The organism is Lysinibacillus sp. LZ02, from assembly GCF_050613145.1.
Lineage (GTDB): Bacteria > Bacillota > Bacilli > Bacillales_A > Planococcaceae > Lysinibacillus_B.
Genome location: NZ_CP192507.1, coordinates 1508241 through 1524148 on the forward strand (window position 1 = coordinate 1508241; position 15908 = coordinate 1524148).

Genomic DNA, 15908 nt, shown 5'->3' on the forward strand with positions numbered 1-15908 from the left:
CTCTAAAGTTTTGAAAATGAGAGATGAACGAAGCTATTGATGCGAAATATTTGAATAAAAACGGTGTTCTGCCACTTCCCCCTGCTTCATATACTACGTTACGAGAGGAGGGAGGAGGCGCGTGGAACTTCAAGATGTATTACGTGTAGCAGCCGTCGGATTAGTCATTGCACTACTTCATATATTTTTCGAGCAGACTGGGAAAAAAGAATTTTCATTCTTTTTATTCTTTATTGCCTACTTGTATATGACCGTGGAGCTTATTCGATTTTTGCGTTTATTTTTTGAGGAAGTGGCGCAATTTCTACGATGGCTCTCCTTTTCAATATGAAGTATTTAATTTTTGCGACGTTATGCATGCTACTACTTAGCTTTATTAAAGGGGCGATTGGTAAGCTACATCCTATTATTAGCATCATTTTTTTCTTTTTATTTTTCGCACAAATATTTGCACTCGTTTTATATCCTCTTTTTTCAGAGCTAGTGACCCTTACTCAAGTCATTCCGTATAGTAAATTGCTTGCGTATACAGCGCTCCTGTTATTGTTAAGTCATCTTGTGAAATCGATATTGGAAGAGCAGGAGTATGATGCTTTTTCTCAAGGCGTAGATATCGCTATACGTGGATCACTTGTACTCATCTGGTTGCAGCAGCTAAAGCCCGCAATGACACAATTAACAGATTTGCTTCACAGATTTAGTTAGAGGGACTGACATGGCACAATTACTACACCCGATCACAGAATCGATTACGTTGCTCGCGACATTGTTGTTATTGTTTTTGCTTCTTTTAATGATTGAAGGTGTATCCATTCATTCACGCCAATTATTATCTACAGTTTTTCTATTTCTCGTACTTATCATTGTTGCCCAACAGTTATTTGATGCTTTCGTATTAATGAAAGAAATCGCTGCTATCTTTTCGGCCTTTTTTTTAGCATTCATTCCACTTGTCAGCACGGTCTTAGTTATTATGCAGTCACTTATTTCATTAGTAGCATGGAGCCCGGCCATTATTTTTGTTTTGCAACTGCTCGTCTATTGTTGTGACAAGCTATTGATTCCCTCTCTGTTTATGGCACTCATATTTGATATATGTACACGACTTTATCCGCAAGTATCTTTTTCAAAAATAGCAGAATTAATTCGAAAAACAATTTTTAGTATAATCGCAGCATCCATTGTATTGCTATCCTCATTTTTAACATTTTCAAGTGTTGCCTTTTTCTCGATTCAAGAGACATTTGCAACGCCATTAAAAAAAGTAATTGAACAAAACGTGCCCATTATTGGGTCGCTGCTTGTAGAGGGGATGTCACTGTTAAAAAAGTTTCAATCAACCGCCACAACAGTTACAGGGTTTACAACAATCACAGCACTGCTAATCCTATCATTTTATCCAGCGGCGACATTGCTCATTAAAGCTTTTACCTTTAAATTAGCGGGGGCGATTGCAGAACCTTTTGTGAATAATCGAATTAGTAATTTACTTGATGATATTGGCAAGACCTTGTTTATGCTATGTGCGATTGCGTTGTTATTAGCAATTGGGTTTATTGTCATTTGGTTGATTCTATTTTTTATCGTGCAGATTGGGACTGGGAAATCACTATGATTCAATTACTTTATTTAATTGTCTTTTCTGTTATTTTGCAAACGATTATAGGAGACGAAGATTTTTCTACATTCGTAAAGCTGGCCGTATTTTTATGGTTAATTCAATTTATTGCACAGAATGTTAAGTATATTGGCTCCATTTTTCTCATAGGATAAGGTGACAGAAAGGAGGGCAAGTAATATGTGGCAACAAAAAAGGCGAACATAATCGCGTTGATTGTCATCGCCCTCGTTGGATTTCTGCTGTTTAGGCAAGACGTGAGTCCATCAATAGAAGAAACGGTAGAAGTAAAGCTAGCGGCAACACTCTCGCAAATTGAGGGGGTAGGACAAGTATCGGTATATTTTCATACAGAGGCATCAGCGGAATCTACACTATTTTCATTTAGTGAAAATGAAAAAAAAGCGACGTATACAGGCGTGTTAATCGTTTCGGAGGGGGCTCAATCACCGATTATTAGGCGGCAATTGCAAGAAGCCGTAAGTGCTGTACTCCAATTGCCAGCACACCAAATTATTATTTTACCAATGAAAAAGGAGGATCATCATGAAAGTTAAAAAAAGAACAGTTTGGTTTTTAACACTTGTATGTTTAACAGCTGTAATATCTGTGTATTATTTATTTGAACGCCCAAGTAATTTTGACTTCACAACGATTTTTACAGATGATTCATTAGAGGGAGCTATCTTAACAGGCGTAGATGAAGCAGAGAAGGCGGTACAAACAGATAGCTATGTGTTCGAGGAAATTCGCATGGAAATAGGGAATGAACGAAGCGAGCTACGTGAACAATTAACAACGAAAATGGCTTCTGATCAGTCTACGGCAGAGGAAAAAAATGAGGCATATAATGAGATAAATGCGCTAATTGAATTGGAATCATCAGAAGCGATGCTTGAAATGATGATTGAGGGACTTGGCTATACAGATGCTCTAGTGCGTTTAGAAGGAGACAAAGCAAACGTCACGGTGTTAACAGAAGAAATCTCGACAGAACAAGCAAATGAAATCGTGTATCTCGTAAAAAATGAGATGGATAAAATGATCCATGTGACTGTGAATCCACAAACTTCTTACTATTAATGGAAGAAAATGAGGGGACAGGTGTTATATAGCAGGTAAATACAATTTTGCGCCCGAAATGTAAGCGTTTGTAGCATTTTATGTGAAATTTTTTTAATTTTTAAAATAACTATTTCAAAATGGCTGAAATAATTATAAAATAGTGTTCGTAGTTTAAATTACATACAAGGGAGAGTTATTAATGTTCAAAATTCAAGAAATCCGTGAAATTATTAAATTAGTAGATGCTTCTACAATCGACGAATTCGTATACGAAGCAGACGGCTCAAAAGTTAAACTTAAGAAAAACGGTGGCGCAGTTGAAGTTGTAGCTCCTAAAGCAGTAGCAGCAGCTCCAACACCTGTTGTAGAACAACCGAAAGCGGCAGCTCCAGTAGCGGCTCCAGCTAAAGAAGAAGCACCAGCAGCGGCTCCAGCAGCTAACGATGCTGATTTACACAAAATCACATCGCCAATGGTTGGTACATTCTACCAATCTCCAAACCCAGAATCACCTGCATACGTAAAAGCTGGTGACAAAGTAGGCGACGAAACAATCGTATGTATCGTTGAAGCAATGAAATTATTCAACGAAATCGAAGCTGAAATTAAAGGTGAAATCGTAGAAGTATTAGTTAAAGATGGCCAATTAGTAGAATACGGTCAACCATTATTCTTAGTGAAACCTGAGTAAGGAGCGCTGCTAAAATGAAAAAAGTATTAATTGCTAATCGCGGTGAAATTGCAGTACGTATTATTCGTGCGTGTAAAGAACTAGGTATTTCAACAGTTGCAGTATATTCTGAAGCAGACGCGGATGCACTTCATGTAAAGCTTGCAGACGAGGCATATTGCATTGGTCCAAAATTATCAAAAGACTCTTATTTAAGTTTCCCAGCTGTATTAGGCGTAGCACAAAAAACGGGTGCTGACGGCATTCACCCAGGCTACGGCTTCTTAGCAGAAAACGCTGATTTTGCTGAAGCTTGTGAAAATGCTGGTATTAAATTTATCGGTCCATCATCAGATTCAATCAAAATCATGGGGATTAAAGACGTAGCGCGTGCTGAAATGGAAAAAGCGAACGTACCTTTAGTTCCTGGTACAGGTATTGTACCTGATATCGAAACAGGTAAAAAGTGGGCTGCTGAAATCGGTTACCCAGTAATCATCAAAGCAACTGCTGGTGGTGGCGGTAAAGGTATCCGTGTAGCTCGCACTGAAGAAGATCTTGTAAAAGGTATCGAAATTACACAAAAAGAGGCTGCTGCAGCATTCGGCAACCCAGGTGTATATTTAGAGAAGTTCATCGAGTTCTTCCGTCACTGTGAAATTCAAGTATTAGCTGATGGTCATGGTAACGTCGTTCACCTTGGTGAGCGTGACTGTACGGTACAACGCCGTATGCAAAAGCTTGTTGAGGAAGCGCCATCTCCAGCATTATCTGAAGAGCGTCGTGCTGAAATGGGTGAAGCAGCTGTAAAAGCAGCGATCGCTTGTAACTATGAAGGTGCTGGTACAATCGAATTCATCTATGACTATCAAGAAGATAAATTCTACTTCATGGAAATGAACACTCGTATCCAAGTAGAACACCCAGTAACTGAAATGATTACTGGTGTTGACTTAGTTCAACAACAATTAAAAATTGCTGGTGGTGCTGAGCTGCCATTCAAGCAAGAAGATATTAAAATCAATGGTTGGGCAATTGAGTGTCGTATTAACGCAGAGAACGCGTACAAAAACTTCATGCCATCAGCTGGTACTGTAGATACTTACGTAACACCAGGTGGTTACGGTGTACGTATTGACTCTGCTGTATATGCAGGCTATACAATCCCACCATACTACGATTCAATGGTTGCGAAGCTAATCGTTCATGCGGATACGCGTGAAGAAGCAATCGCAAAAATGAACCGTGCACTTTCAGAGTTCGAAGTTTCTGGTCCTGGAATCAACACAACAATTCCATTCCACCAAGCTTTAATGAACAATGACGTTTTCAAATCTGCTAAGTTCAATACGAAGTTCCTAGAAGAGAACGACGTATTAGGTGTAGCTGAAAAAGCGAAGTAATTGCTTAGGGGATAGATAGAGAAATAGAGCGCTTATCAAAGTTTTTAAATTTATGACCTTCTAACTTTTCGGAGTTAGGAGGTTTTTTATGTTTAAAAATGTGAATTTGGTAACAAGTGGGATTTGCTAGTATAACAGACGATACGATGATGTTTAAACCTTCTTAAAAATTTCCGATGACTTCTTCTCGATCACTCTTAAGTAAAGTTTTTAGTTGGATTGTGTAGAGTGTTGCTGTAAGCGTGTAAAAGTCTAATGATTGTAAAATGGATTTTTCATCGAGACGGTGGCTTTTCATCTCACATTGCTTGTAAAATGTAGTATAATGGCTATATAACCAATTAGTTTACGTATTACTAGCGTGAAGTTAGTGACTATAAGAGAGGATGTTAATAATGGCTGATAAACAACCAACATCATTTGTACAACCTACGCCAGCAGGGAAAGAAGAGCTTGGTCAAATTGAAGTAGCATCAGAAGTGCTAGAAGTGATTGCAGGTATTGCGACGACTGAAGTGGAAGGGGTCGCAGCAACGCGCGGTAATTTTGCTTCTGGCGTGGTAGAGCGTTTCGGGAAGAAAGTGCATTCAAAAGGCATTAAGGCTTCTATGACATCGGATGGGTTGATTGCGGTTGATGTATTTTGCTCGGTGAGATACGGATACTCAATTCCGAAAGTAGCAAAAGAAGTGCAATCAGCAATTCGCCAAGCGATTTTAAATATGACATCAATTGAAACAAACGAAGTGAATGTACATATTACTGGCATTCAATTTGAAAAAGAAGAAATGCAAGCATAAAACAGGGGAGTGGGGAATGTTCAAAGTGAATGTTCCCTACTCTTTTTCTATTGAAGTGATGTTTTTGCGAACTTTGCCATGGCATTGTGACACATAGCGCATTAAAATTTTCTTAAGACATATAAAAATGAGAAGGGGGTACAGGATGAAGGAATTTATCATGGCCATAGATCAAGGAACAACAAGTAGTCGGGCGATTTTATTTGACCAAAAAGGCAATCCTGTTCATGTGGCGCAACAAGAATTTAAGCAATATTTCCCGAAATCAGGGTGGGTAGAGCATAATCCAAAAGAAATTTGGAGCTCCATTCTGTCCGTGATTGCACAAGTATTATCAGAAAATGATATTAAAGCCGAGCAAGTCAAAGGAATTGGTATTACTAATCAGCGAGAAACAACGGTTGTATGGGATAAACAGACGGGGGAGCCGGTATATAACGCCATCGTTTGGCAATCTCGCCAAACAGCTGACATTTGTGACGAGCTAAAGGCGGCTGGTTATGAACAGTTATTTCGCGATAAAACAGGTTTACTCATTGATGCGTACTTCTCAGGGACAAAGGTAAAGTGGATTTTAGATCATGTAGAAGGCGCGCGTGACAAAGCTGAAAAGGGGAATCTCTTATTTGGCACAATTGATACATGGATTATTTGGAAGCTCACAGAAGGGGCGGTCCATGTCACTGATTATTCGAACGCTTCTCGGACATTGATGTACAATATTTACGATTTGAAATGGGATCAAGAGCTATTAGATATTTTAGGTGTACCCGCTTCTATGCTGCCAGATGTGCAGATGTGCGCCCGTCATCTGAAATTTATGGTGAAGTAGTAGGCAAGCATTTCTTCGGTTCTACGGTTCCTATTGCGGGGATTGCAGGAGATCAGCAAGCGGCGCTATTTGGGCAAGCGTGCTTTGAACAAGGAATGGTAAAAAATACGTATGGTACGGGTTGTTTCATGCTACTTAACACAGGGGAACAAGCAGTTAAATCACAACATGGATTACTAACGACCATTGCGTGGGGGCTTGATGGTAAAGTGTATTATGCACTTGAAGGCAGTATATTTGTAGCCGGTTCTGCTATTCAATGGCTTCGTGATGGTCTTCGTATGTTCCGTCGTTCTTCTGATAGCGAACAGTATGCAACAAGCGTGAGTGATACAGAGGGTGTTTATGTCGTACCCGCATTTGTAGGGCTTGGTACACCGTACTGGGATAGTGATGTTCGTGGAGCTGTATTTGGGTTAACACGGGGGACAAGTAAAGAACATTTTATACGTGCTACATTAGAATCGTTAGCCTATCAAACATGCGATGTATTAGCTGCAATGGAATCTGATTCTGGTATTGAGATGAAAACATTGCGCGTTGACGGCGGAGCGGTGATGAACAGTTTTTTAATGCAGTTTCAAGCAGATATTTTAAACGTCCCGGTAGAGCGTCCCGCAGTTAATGAAACAACAGCTTTAGGAGCAGCCTATTTAGCGGGGCTAGCGGTAGGTTTCTGGGACACGAAAGAGGCAGTACAAGCGCATTGGCAACTGGATCGAAAATTTGAGCCAGAGATGGAGGAAGAACGCCGTGAACAATTGTTTACGGGCTGGCATAAAGCGGTCAAGGCCGCGCAAATGTTCAAATAATAAGTGACGCTAAACTTGGCGGGTAGGAAAGTATAGGTTTCATGATAAGTAATTGAGTGTTAAAACAAGCATAGACAAAATCGGGAATTCGACTTTGTCTATGTTTCATTAGCTTGATTTTTTAATTTTCTTATTTGCTTTTGATGCTTTCACATTTTCGTGTATACGTTCAAAGTAGTAATAGTTGGTGAAATACTGAATACCACGAGAATACTGTAATGCTTGTGTTTTATATTTTTCGTATTCATCTGTTTGCCCTTTTTTATAATGAAGTACAGCAGCAATCAGTGATGTCATCCAGGGCTTTGCGAGAATATAGTTTTCTGCTTTAGCATTCCCTTGTGTTGCATCAATCAAAGCGAGACTATAATTGCGCATCATATCGTTGGGGATTTGTTCAGCAAAATCTTTTGCTGCACTATAATTATGATCCATCATTGCCCGGTTCGCTCGATAAGTTCCTTGCATAATAGGCGACTTGTATGTAGCTAAAATATGGTCAATAGCCTGCTTTTGAATAGCTGGCGAACTTTCTTTTAGCGATAATGTGTAGTTGTACAATGGGTTTTTTATTGAAGATTGTAAAAAACGTTCAATCTTTTGAATGTTTTGGCTTCTGTATAAAATATAGATGACATAGCCTGCACGTAATAAAGAAATACTAATGATTGTTACGACCAAAATCCAAAATGGAATTTTGAATATCACCGCGACGATTCCGGCAATAATGGCAAATAGAATTAAACTAATTGTATAGCTCATTTGAACACCTCCATAGATTTTCCCCTTAGCTATCATTTTATCAAATTATTTGCATAATTTCCTAGCTTGTCTATTAAGAAAGAATTTTGTTAAAATGAGACGTTATCCGTAGGAAAATTTCATGGTAGCGGTGTGATAATATAGAAAATATGCTATCATAAAAAGTAATGTATAAAAAGAAGGAGCAATATTGAATGAAACGACATGAAGCGCGTGAAAAAGCGTTGCAAGCTTTGTTTCAATTAGACAGCACGGAGCTACCGATTGAACAAGCAATCGAGCACGTTTTAGAAGAGCAAAAGTCAACTGCTTTTTTAGAGCAACTAGTCCGTGGCACAATTGAACATAAAGAAGCAATCGACGTAGCGTTAGAAGAAAAACTAGAGAACTGGACGCTAAGTCGTCTACCTAAAATTGAAAGAACTGTTTTACGTTTATCTGTTTACGAACTTTTATATATGTCAGATACACCACAGCGTGTAGTACTAAACGAAGCCATTGAGCTTTGTAAAGTATTCGGTGATGAAAAATCTTCAAAGTTCGTCAATGGTGTACTTTCTAAATTTACACAACAATAACCCGTGAACATTGGAAGGAGTAACAACATGTCAAGTGCAATTATTAATGGTAAAGAAATTGGTCAAGAAATTCGAAAAAGTGTCGAAGTACGTGTAGGCGCATTAAAGGAACAAGGTGTAACACCAGGTTTATGTGTTATTTTAGTTGGGGATAACCCAGCGAGTAAAACATACGTTGCCAACAAACAAAAATCTTGTGAGGCAATTGGTATGTATTCGGAGCTTATTAAGTTACCAGAAGAAACAACGCAAGAAACTTTGCTCGACCAAATCCGTGATTTAAATAATCGTGAAGATATTCACGGTATTCTTGTGCAACTCCCATTACCAAAACATATTGATGAGGATGCGGTCATTGCAACAATTTCTCCTGAAAAGGATGTAGATGGCTTTTCACCAATCAGCGTTGGGAAAATGATGTTAGGACAGGAAACGTACTTGCCATGTACTCCTTTCGGTGTGATGAAGCTTCTAGAACATTCAGGGATTGAAGTTGCAGGTAAGCATGCGGTCATCATTGGGCGTAGCCACATCGTAGGGAAACCAATGGGACAATTATTACTTCAAAAAGATGCAACAGTAACGTATACACATTCTAAAACACCAGATTTACCATCTTTCACAAAGCAAGCAGATATTGTAATCGCTGCAATTGGGCGTGCAAAATTTATAACAAAAGAGCATATCAAACCAGGTGCTGTTGTTATTGATGTAGGTATGAATCGTGACGAAAATAACAAGCTTTGTGGTGATGTAAACTTTGCGGATGTAGACGGAGTTGCGTCACATATTACACCAGTACCAGGCGGTGTGGGTCCGATGACAATTACGATGTTATTAGAAAACACAGTGCAAGCGGCTGAAAAAAAGCTAGCACAGGACAAAGCTATTAAAAATATGTAAAATAAGAATAGTGTTAATAAGGGTGTCTAAAGGTAGGTGCAGACACCCTTTTCTTTTGCCATTGTAGGCTAAGTACATAAGAAAAGCGTATTTGCACCCGTGCTCCTGCCACTTACGCGTTCGTCGCAAAATAAATTTTGGCGCGAATGCCTAGGCACTTTTTCAATTTGAAAAATTTTATACTTTCTCAGGTGTGTTGATTATCAAAATATTTCCTTTATAGAAGCGTATTTTTTCAGAAAAACGTAATCAAAAAGGACTTGCCAGTTGATTGAAGCGGAATCGGCGAGACTCCTACGGGAATAGCAATGTTTTTCTGCAACGAAAGCATAGCGACAGTTGCATGAGCTGAAGACCCCGCAGGAGCGAGGTACGAGCGACGAGGAGGCTGAGGCCATGCCCGTGGAAAGCGAGCCGAATGGAGCGGAAATCAACGTTTCACAAGATTCCATTAACAATAAAAGGTAAATCAACACGCTTGATACTTTCTTACTCTTTTAAAAAAGGGGGCGAAATGATGTCGTCTTCGTATTTATCCGTAAAAGCATTAACAAAATATATTAAGCGGAAATTTGAAGCAGACCCACATCTTAGAGAAGTGTATGTAAAAGGCGAGCTATCAAATGTAAAGATCCACACATCAGGTCATATTTATTTTACGCTAAAAGATGATGGGGCACGTATTAATGCGACAATGTTCCGAAACCAAGCAGCCAAATTAGCCTTTCGACCGGAAGAAGGTATGCAAGTATTTATTCGGGGAGATGTCAATGTATATGAAGTAGGTGGAACGTATCAGTTATATGCTCAAACGATGGAACCGGATGGAGTAGGTGGTTTATTTGTTGCGTTTAATCAATTAAAAGAACGTTTACAAAAGGAAGGGCTATTTAATCCTAACTTTAAGCAACCGATTCCACTGTATCCTAAAACAGTAGGTGTACTAACGGCTACAACAGGAGCAGCGATACGTGATATTTGTACAACGATTGGGAGACGCTATCCACAAGCGGAGGTTTGTATTTATCCAACACTTGTACAAGGGGCAAATGCAGCAGCGAATATTGCAAAAAATATTATGTTAGCCAATCAGCAGGCAATGTGCGATGTGCTGATTGTTGGACGTGGTGGTGGTTCCATTGAAGATTTATGGGCGTTTAATGAAGAAATTGTCGCTCGTGCTATTTTTGAGAGTCGCATCCCAATCATTAGTGCGGTGGGGCATGAGACAGATACAACGATAGCCGACTTTGTAGCCGATTTACGTGCACCAACCCCAACAGCCGCAGCAGAACTCGCGGTACCTAATCAGCAAGAGCTCTATCAGCGCGTATTAAAAAATCAGTCTCAGCTACATCAGATGATGACGGCGCGTCTCACATTTGAACGAAGTCGTTTGACGAAGCTACAAAGTGCATATCCGCTTGCGATGCCTGAGCGATTATATCGCCCGTTTACGGAAAAGCTGATACAAATGGATACGCAGCTTCAGCATGCCACTTCACTGTATATGATGAAACAACGAAATGCTTTAGAGCGAATGCAGGCGTCTTTACAAATGCAGTCACCGAAGCAAACATTAGATTACACAAAACGGCAATTAGATCAGATAACGCAACAATTAACACGGGCGGCTTGTACAAATGTGGAACAGCATAAACATCAATTTAGTAGCGTCATCCGTACACTTGAGGCGTTAAATCCGCTAGCCATTATGCACAAAGGATTTAATGTGTCATACAAAGATGGGAAAGTGGTCAAGTCGATTGACCAATTAGCGAAGGATGATACGATTCAAATTGCACTCCATGACGGGACAGCGCAGGCTAAAATACTGTCAACGGAGAAAAAGGAGGAATACTAATGTCACAGCAATCATTTGCCGCAGCGATGACAGATTTAGAAGAAATTGTGCGCAAACTGGAACAAGGGGATGTCCCTCTTGAAGAAGCGATTGATTTATATAAAAAGGGCATGGAACTTTCTCAGTTTTGTCATGAAAAATTATCAAATGCAGAACAACAACTAATTTCAATTGTTGGTGAAGACGGGGAGAAACAACCGTTTTCAGCTAATACAGGAGAGATGTAAAATGAGTGAACGTTTACAACAATTTATAGCACAACATGTGCCGACAATTGAGTCACATATGTATGAGCTTGTAAAGGAAATTCGTGGACCAGAAATGTTAAAAGAATCGATGCTTTATTCACTTGAAGCAGGAGGGAAGCGTATTCGTCCATTGTTTGTAGTCGCTGTTTGCGATATGTTTAACGGTCTACAGCCAGCATCCTATACGGTTGGGGCAACAATCGAGATGATTCATACGTATTCCCTCATCCATGACGATTTACCGTGCATGGATGACGATGATATGCGCCGCGGGAAGCCAACAAATCATATTGTGTATGGTGAAGCACTGGCTGTACTTGCAGGGGATGCATTAAATTCATTATGCTTTGGTGTATTAGCACGGATGCCAAATGTATCGGCCGAACAGCGCTTAGAACTTGTTCATATGTTAAGTGAAGGTGCAGGGGCTGAAGGGATGGTTGGTGGACAAGTCCTTGATATGGAAGGCGAAAAACGCCAGCTTAATTTAGCGGAATTGGAAAATATTCATATTAACAAAACTGGTGCTTTACTGCGATTTAGTATTGAAGCCGGTGCTGTCTTATGCAATGCTTCGCAGGAAGAGCGTGAGGCATTAGTGGACTATGCACACCATATTGGGTTAGCGTTCCAAATCCAAGATGATATTTTAGATATTGAGGGAACGAGTGAGCAGTTAGGAAAAACGGCTGGGAAAGATCTAGAAAGCGATAAAAGTACGTATCCAGCGCTATTAACGATAGATGGTGCAAAGCAAAAGCTAGAGGAGCACTATAAACTGGCACTTGCAGCATTAGATTGTCTAACAGTGGATAGCACATTGTTACGAGAATTTGCTAATTATATTATTTCTCGCAGTAATTAAAGTGTTAAACGTTTTATTCTCACGTTTAACACTGTTATAATAGAACAATATCGCAAACACGGTGAATAAATAGATGAAAAGGTGTGTGTAGAGATGGATTTAAACACGATTTCTAGTCCATCCTTTTTAAAAGGCTTGAATAATAAACAATTAGAGGCGCTTGCAAAAGATGTTCGTGCATTTCTAATTGAAAAATGTTCTGTCACTGGAGGTCACATCGGTCCAAATTTAGGTGTAGTCGAACTTACAATCGCTTTACATAAAGCGTTTAATAGTCCAGCAGATAAATTTTTATGGGACGTAGGGCATCAAGCCTATGTGCATAAAATTTTAACAGGACGTGCCAGTCAGTTTGATACATTGCGTCAGTATAAAGGACTTTGTGGATTCCCGAAGCTTGTAGAAAGCGAGCATGATGAATGGGAAACAGGACATAGTTCAACGTCTTTATCCGCTGCAATGGGGATGGCAGCAGCTCGTGACATCCGAAAGGAAAAAAATTATGTGGTGCCAATTATTGGCGATGGTGCACTGACAGGTGGGATGGCACTTGAAGCACTAAACCATATTGGTCATGAAAAAACGAATATGATTGTTATTTTAAATGACAATGAAATGTCTATTGCTCCTAACGTTGGTGCATTACATGGCGTATTAGGTCGCTTGCGTACGGCAAGAGAATACTCTAAGGCAAAAGAGGAACTGGAGCGTTTAATGTATAAAATTCCAGTTGTCGGCGATAAATTAGCGGCAACGGCGGAACGTGTAAAAGATAGCTTGAAATATTTAGTTGTATCAGGCGTGTTCTTTGAGGAAATGGGCTTTAAATATTTAGGGCCAATTGACGGACACGATTTTGAAGTGTTAGAAGAGACGTTAGAATATGCTAAAAAAGTCGAAGGTCCAGTCCTTGTTCACGTCATTACGAAAAAAGGAAAAGGGTATAAACCGGCGGAAGAAGATACAGTTGGTACATGGCATGGAACGGGTCCATATAAAATGGAGAACGGTGAGTTTGTAAAGTCAGCCGTAAAAGGTCCAGCTTGGAGTAGTTTAGTGGCAGAGTCCATTCGTAAATGTATGAAGGATGATGAACGAATTGTAGCGATTACACCGGCAATGCCAGTTGGCTCTAAACTGGAAGGGATTCAAAAAGATTTTCCAAACCGATTCTTTGATGTTGGGATTGCAGAACAGCATGCTGCAACAATGGCTGCAGGCCTTGCAACGCAAAAGATGAAACCGTTTTTAGCGATTTACTCGACGTTTTTACAACGTGCATATGATCAAGTACTTCATGATATCGCACGTCCAAACTTAAATGTCTTTATCGGAATTGACCGTGCAGGCTTAGTTGGGGCAGATGGAGAAACGCATCAAGGAGTATTTGATATTTCCTTCTTACGTCATATTCCGAATATCGTGCTTATGATGCCTAAAGATGAAAACGAAGGGCAACATATGGTAAAAACAGCGCTTGAGTATGACAATGGCCCAATCGCGCTACGCTATCCGCGTGGTAATGGATTAGGTGTTCCGATGGATGCTGAAATGAAAGCATTGCCAATTGGTTCATGGGAAGTGCTACGTGAAGGAAAAGATGCAACTATTCTTACATTTGGTACAACGATTCCAATGGCAATGGAAGCGGCACAAAATCTAGCTTCACAAGGTGTGCAAGTAAAGGTTGTCAATGCGCGCTTCATTAAGCCAATGGATGAAGAAATGCTACATGGATTAATGCAACACGGTGCACCAATCTTAACGATTGAAGAAGCCGTTCTTCAAGGTGGATTCGGTAGTGCAGTATTAGAGTTTGCAGCAGATTATCAATACAAAGTTGATATTGATCGTATCGGTATTCCCGACAAATTTATTGAACACGGCAGTGTCGATCAATTACTTGAAGAAATTAATGTCACAACAGAAGAAACAGTGCAACGTATCAATACGTTACTTAAAAAGCGGGTAGGAACAATATGACGAAACAACCAAAAGAACGTGTAGACGTTCTATTAGTGGAGCGTGGGCTTTGTGAAACACGTGAAAAAGCAAAGCGCTCCATTATGGCAGGGCTCGTCTATTCCAATGAAACGCGCATCGATAAAGCAGGTGAAAAAATTGCTATCGATGCGCCGCTTCAAGTGAAGGGTTCTGACCTAAAATATGTGAGTCGTGGTGGATTAAAGCTTGAAAAAGCATTACAAATTTTCGATATGTCAGTCGAAGGAAAGTTAATGCTTGATATCGGCTCATCTACAGGCGGCTTTACAGACTGTGCTTTACAAAATGGGGCAAAACACTGTTATGCGCTGGATGTAGGCTCTAACCAATTAGCGTGGAAAATTCGTTCAGATGAGCGTGTAACGGTCATGGAAAAAACAAATTTCCGCTACACAAAGCCGGAAGACTTAGTAGAAGGTTTACCGGATTTTGCAACGATTGATGTGTCATTTATTTCGCTGTCACTTATTTTGCCGGTATTAAAAACGGTATTAATGCCTGGTGGCGATGTGATGGCACTTGTGAAGCCACAGTTTGAAGCAGGGAAAGAAAATGTCGGTAAAAAGGGCATCGTCCGCGAGCCTAAAATCCATTTAGCTGTGCTTGAGCAAACAGCTACAATGGCAACAGAAGTAGGTTTTGCCGTAGTAGACGCCTCTTTCTCACCTATTACAGGTGGCGAAGGAAATATCGAATTTTTATTCCATTTAAAAAATCCAAAAGATGGTGAAGAATTGACGCCGTTTACGGATTTTACACGTGTCGTAAATGAAGCACATGCACAACTAAAATCATGAAGAAACACAGCTCACTCTTAAATAGAGTGAGCTGTTATTGTATGCTCATACGTATGGCTAAAAAGACAAAATCTTATACGTAGGATTTTGTCTTTTTGAATTTTCTTAAAACTCACAAAGTATTGAAATAAACGCTTTTCCCCCTGCTATATTCAATTTTTCTTGTTTTTTTTTTATGCAAATGTTAGTGTAAATATACAATTAATTTTTTATGAGGTGAAGATATGAATAAAGGTCAACGTCATATTCGAATTCGCGATATTATTACAAATAATGAAATTGAAACACAAGATGACTTAGTTGAGCATTTAAAAAATGCAGGCTACAATGTGACACAAGCAACTGTATCACGTGATATTAAAGAGCTACATTTAGTGAAAGTGCCACTACAAGACGGTCGTTATAAATACAGCTTACCAGCAGATCAACGCTTTAACCCAATTCAAAAATTACAGCGTGCATTAGCAGATGCATTTGTTTCCATTGATGGGGCATCGCATTTTCTAGTAGTGAAAGCTTTACCTGGAAATGCTAATGCTATTGCAGTACTACTAGACCATTTAGATTGGAATGAAATTTTAGGCACGATTTCAGGGGACGATACGATTTTAATTATTTGTCGAACGGAAGAAGACCGTGAAGAAATTAAAAACAAACTATTAGACATGCTTTAATTTGGGGTGGTAT

At 39.6% G+C, this 15908-nt stretch carries 18 protein-coding genes and 1 pseudogene; 18 read left to right on the forward strand and 1 reads right to left on the reverse strand.

Annotated elements, in window-relative coordinates:
- Positions 1-121 precede the first annotated feature (121 nt).
- The 10 genes and pseudogenes from ACQQ2I_RS07140 to glpK all read left to right on the forward strand — a co-directional run bounded on the left by ACQQ2I_RS07140 (position 122) and on the right by glpK (position 7200).
- On the forward strand, positions 122-331 hold the full coding sequence (locus ACQQ2I_RS07140; protein ID WP_391371884.1) for a stage III sporulation protein AC: 210 nt from the start codon (positions 122-124) through the stop codon (positions 329-331).
- Positions 328-705, forward strand: a complete 378-nt coding sequence (locus ACQQ2I_RS07145) for a hypothetical protein (RefSeq protein ID WP_431029863.1) — start codon at positions 328-330, stop codon at positions 703-705. Before ACQQ2I_RS07140 ends, ACQQ2I_RS07145 begins: the two co-directional genes overlap by 4 nt.
- 10 nt (positions 706-715) lie before the next feature.
- A complete protein-coding gene (locus tag ACQQ2I_RS07150) occupies positions 716-1615 on the forward strand; it encodes a stage III sporulation protein AE (RefSeq protein WP_431029864.1) in 900 nt (299 codons plus the stop codon).
- A complete protein-coding gene (locus ACQQ2I_RS07155) occupies positions 1612-1773 on the forward strand; it encodes a hypothetical protein (protein WP_431029865.1) in 162 nt (53 codons plus the stop codon). The genes ACQQ2I_RS07150 and ACQQ2I_RS07155 overlap by 4 nt, the downstream gene beginning before the upstream one ends.
- Positions 1774-1800: 27 nt before the next feature.
- A complete protein-coding gene (locus tag ACQQ2I_RS07160) occupies positions 1801-2175 on the forward strand; it encodes a hypothetical protein (RefSeq protein WP_431029866.1) in 375 nt (124 codons plus the stop codon).
- Positions 2165-2701 (forward strand): SpoIIIAH-like family protein, encoded by a 537-nt coding sequence (locus tag ACQQ2I_RS07165; protein ID WP_431029867.1) that lies wholly within the window; start codon positions 2165-2167, stop codon positions 2699-2701. The genes ACQQ2I_RS07160 and ACQQ2I_RS07165 overlap by 11 nt, the downstream gene beginning before the upstream one ends.
- Before the next feature lie 181 nt (positions 2702-2882).
- Complete coding sequence (gene accB, locus ACQQ2I_RS07170) at positions 2883-3374, forward strand: acetyl-CoA carboxylase biotin carboxyl carrier protein (protein ID WP_431029868.1); 492 nt, start codon at positions 2883-2885, stop codon at positions 3372-3374.
- Positions 3375-3388: 14 nt separating this feature from the next.
- Positions 3389-4756: an acetyl-CoA carboxylase biotin carboxylase subunit gene (gene accC, locus ACQQ2I_RS07175; protein ID WP_431029869.1), complete on the forward strand. Its 1368-nt coding sequence runs from the start codon at positions 3389-3391 to the stop codon at positions 4754-4756.
- A 395-nt stretch (positions 4757-5151) separates the two neighbouring features.
- On the forward strand, positions 5152-5556 hold the full coding sequence (locus ACQQ2I_RS07180; RefSeq protein ID WP_431029870.1) for an Asp23/Gls24 family envelope stress response protein: 405 nt from the start codon (positions 5152-5154) through the stop codon (positions 5554-5556).
- A gap of 145 nt (positions 5557-5701) precedes the next feature.
- Positions 5702-7200 (forward strand): annotated as a pseudogene (gene glpK / locus ACQQ2I_RS07185) (glycerol kinase GlpK).
- A 108-nt stretch (positions 7201-7308) separates the two neighbouring features.
- Here glpK and ACQQ2I_RS07190 read toward each other — a convergent pair.
- A complete protein-coding gene (locus tag ACQQ2I_RS07190) occupies positions 7309-7962 on the reverse strand; it encodes a hypothetical protein (RefSeq protein WP_431029871.1) in 654 nt (217 codons plus the stop codon).
- A gap of 194 nt (positions 7963-8156) precedes the next feature.
- On the opposite strand from ACQQ2I_RS07190, the gene nusB reads away from it, so the two are divergent.
- The 8 genes from nusB (at position 8157) to ahrC (ending at position 15895) form a co-directional block, all read left to right on the forward strand.
- Positions 8157-8540: a transcription antitermination factor NusB gene (nusB, locus tag ACQQ2I_RS07195; RefSeq protein ID WP_431029872.1), complete on the forward strand. Its 384-nt coding sequence runs from the start codon at positions 8157-8159 to the stop codon at positions 8538-8540.
- A 27-nt stretch (positions 8541-8567) separates the two neighbouring features.
- Complete coding sequence (gene folD / locus ACQQ2I_RS07200; RefSeq protein WP_431029873.1) at positions 8568-9443, forward strand: bifunctional methylenetetrahydrofolate dehydrogenase/methenyltetrahydrofolate cyclohydrolase FolD; 876 nt, start codon at positions 8568-8570, stop codon at positions 9441-9443.
- A gap of 514 nt (positions 9444-9957) precedes the next feature.
- Positions 9958-11307, forward strand: coding sequence for an exodeoxyribonuclease VII large subunit (gene xseA / locus ACQQ2I_RS07205; protein ID WP_431029874.1), 1350 nt, complete (start codon positions 9958-9960; stop codon positions 11305-11307).
- Positions 11307-11534 carry an exodeoxyribonuclease VII small subunit gene (gene xseB / locus ACQQ2I_RS07210; protein ID WP_431029875.1) on the forward strand — a complete coding sequence of 76 codons (228 nt, stop codon included), beginning with the start codon at positions 11307-11309 and terminating at the stop codon, positions 11532-11534. The genes xseA and xseB overlap by 1 nt, the downstream gene beginning before the upstream one ends.
- A 1-nt stretch (position 11535) precedes the next feature.
- Positions 11536-12420, forward strand: coding sequence for a polyprenyl synthetase family protein (locus tag ACQQ2I_RS07215; protein WP_431029876.1), 885 nt, complete (start codon positions 11536-11538; stop codon positions 12418-12420).
- A 93-nt stretch (positions 12421-12513) separates the two neighbouring features.
- Positions 12514-14403: a 1-deoxy-D-xylulose-5-phosphate synthase gene (gene dxs / locus ACQQ2I_RS07220; RefSeq protein ID WP_431029877.1), complete on the forward strand. Its 1890-nt coding sequence runs from the start codon at positions 12514-12516 to the stop codon at positions 14401-14403.
- Complete coding sequence (locus tag ACQQ2I_RS07225) at positions 14400-15221, forward strand: TlyA family RNA methyltransferase (RefSeq protein WP_431029878.1); 822 nt, start codon at positions 14400-14402, stop codon at positions 15219-15221. The genes dxs and ACQQ2I_RS07225 overlap by 4 nt, the downstream gene beginning before the upstream one ends.
- A gap of 224 nt (positions 15222-15445) precedes the next feature.
- Positions 15446-15895, forward strand: a complete 450-nt coding sequence (gene ahrC / locus ACQQ2I_RS07230; RefSeq protein ID WP_391371936.1) for a transcriptional regulator AhrC/ArgR — start codon at positions 15446-15448, stop codon at positions 15893-15895.
- The last annotated feature ends 13 nt before the right edge of the window (positions 15896-15908 follow it).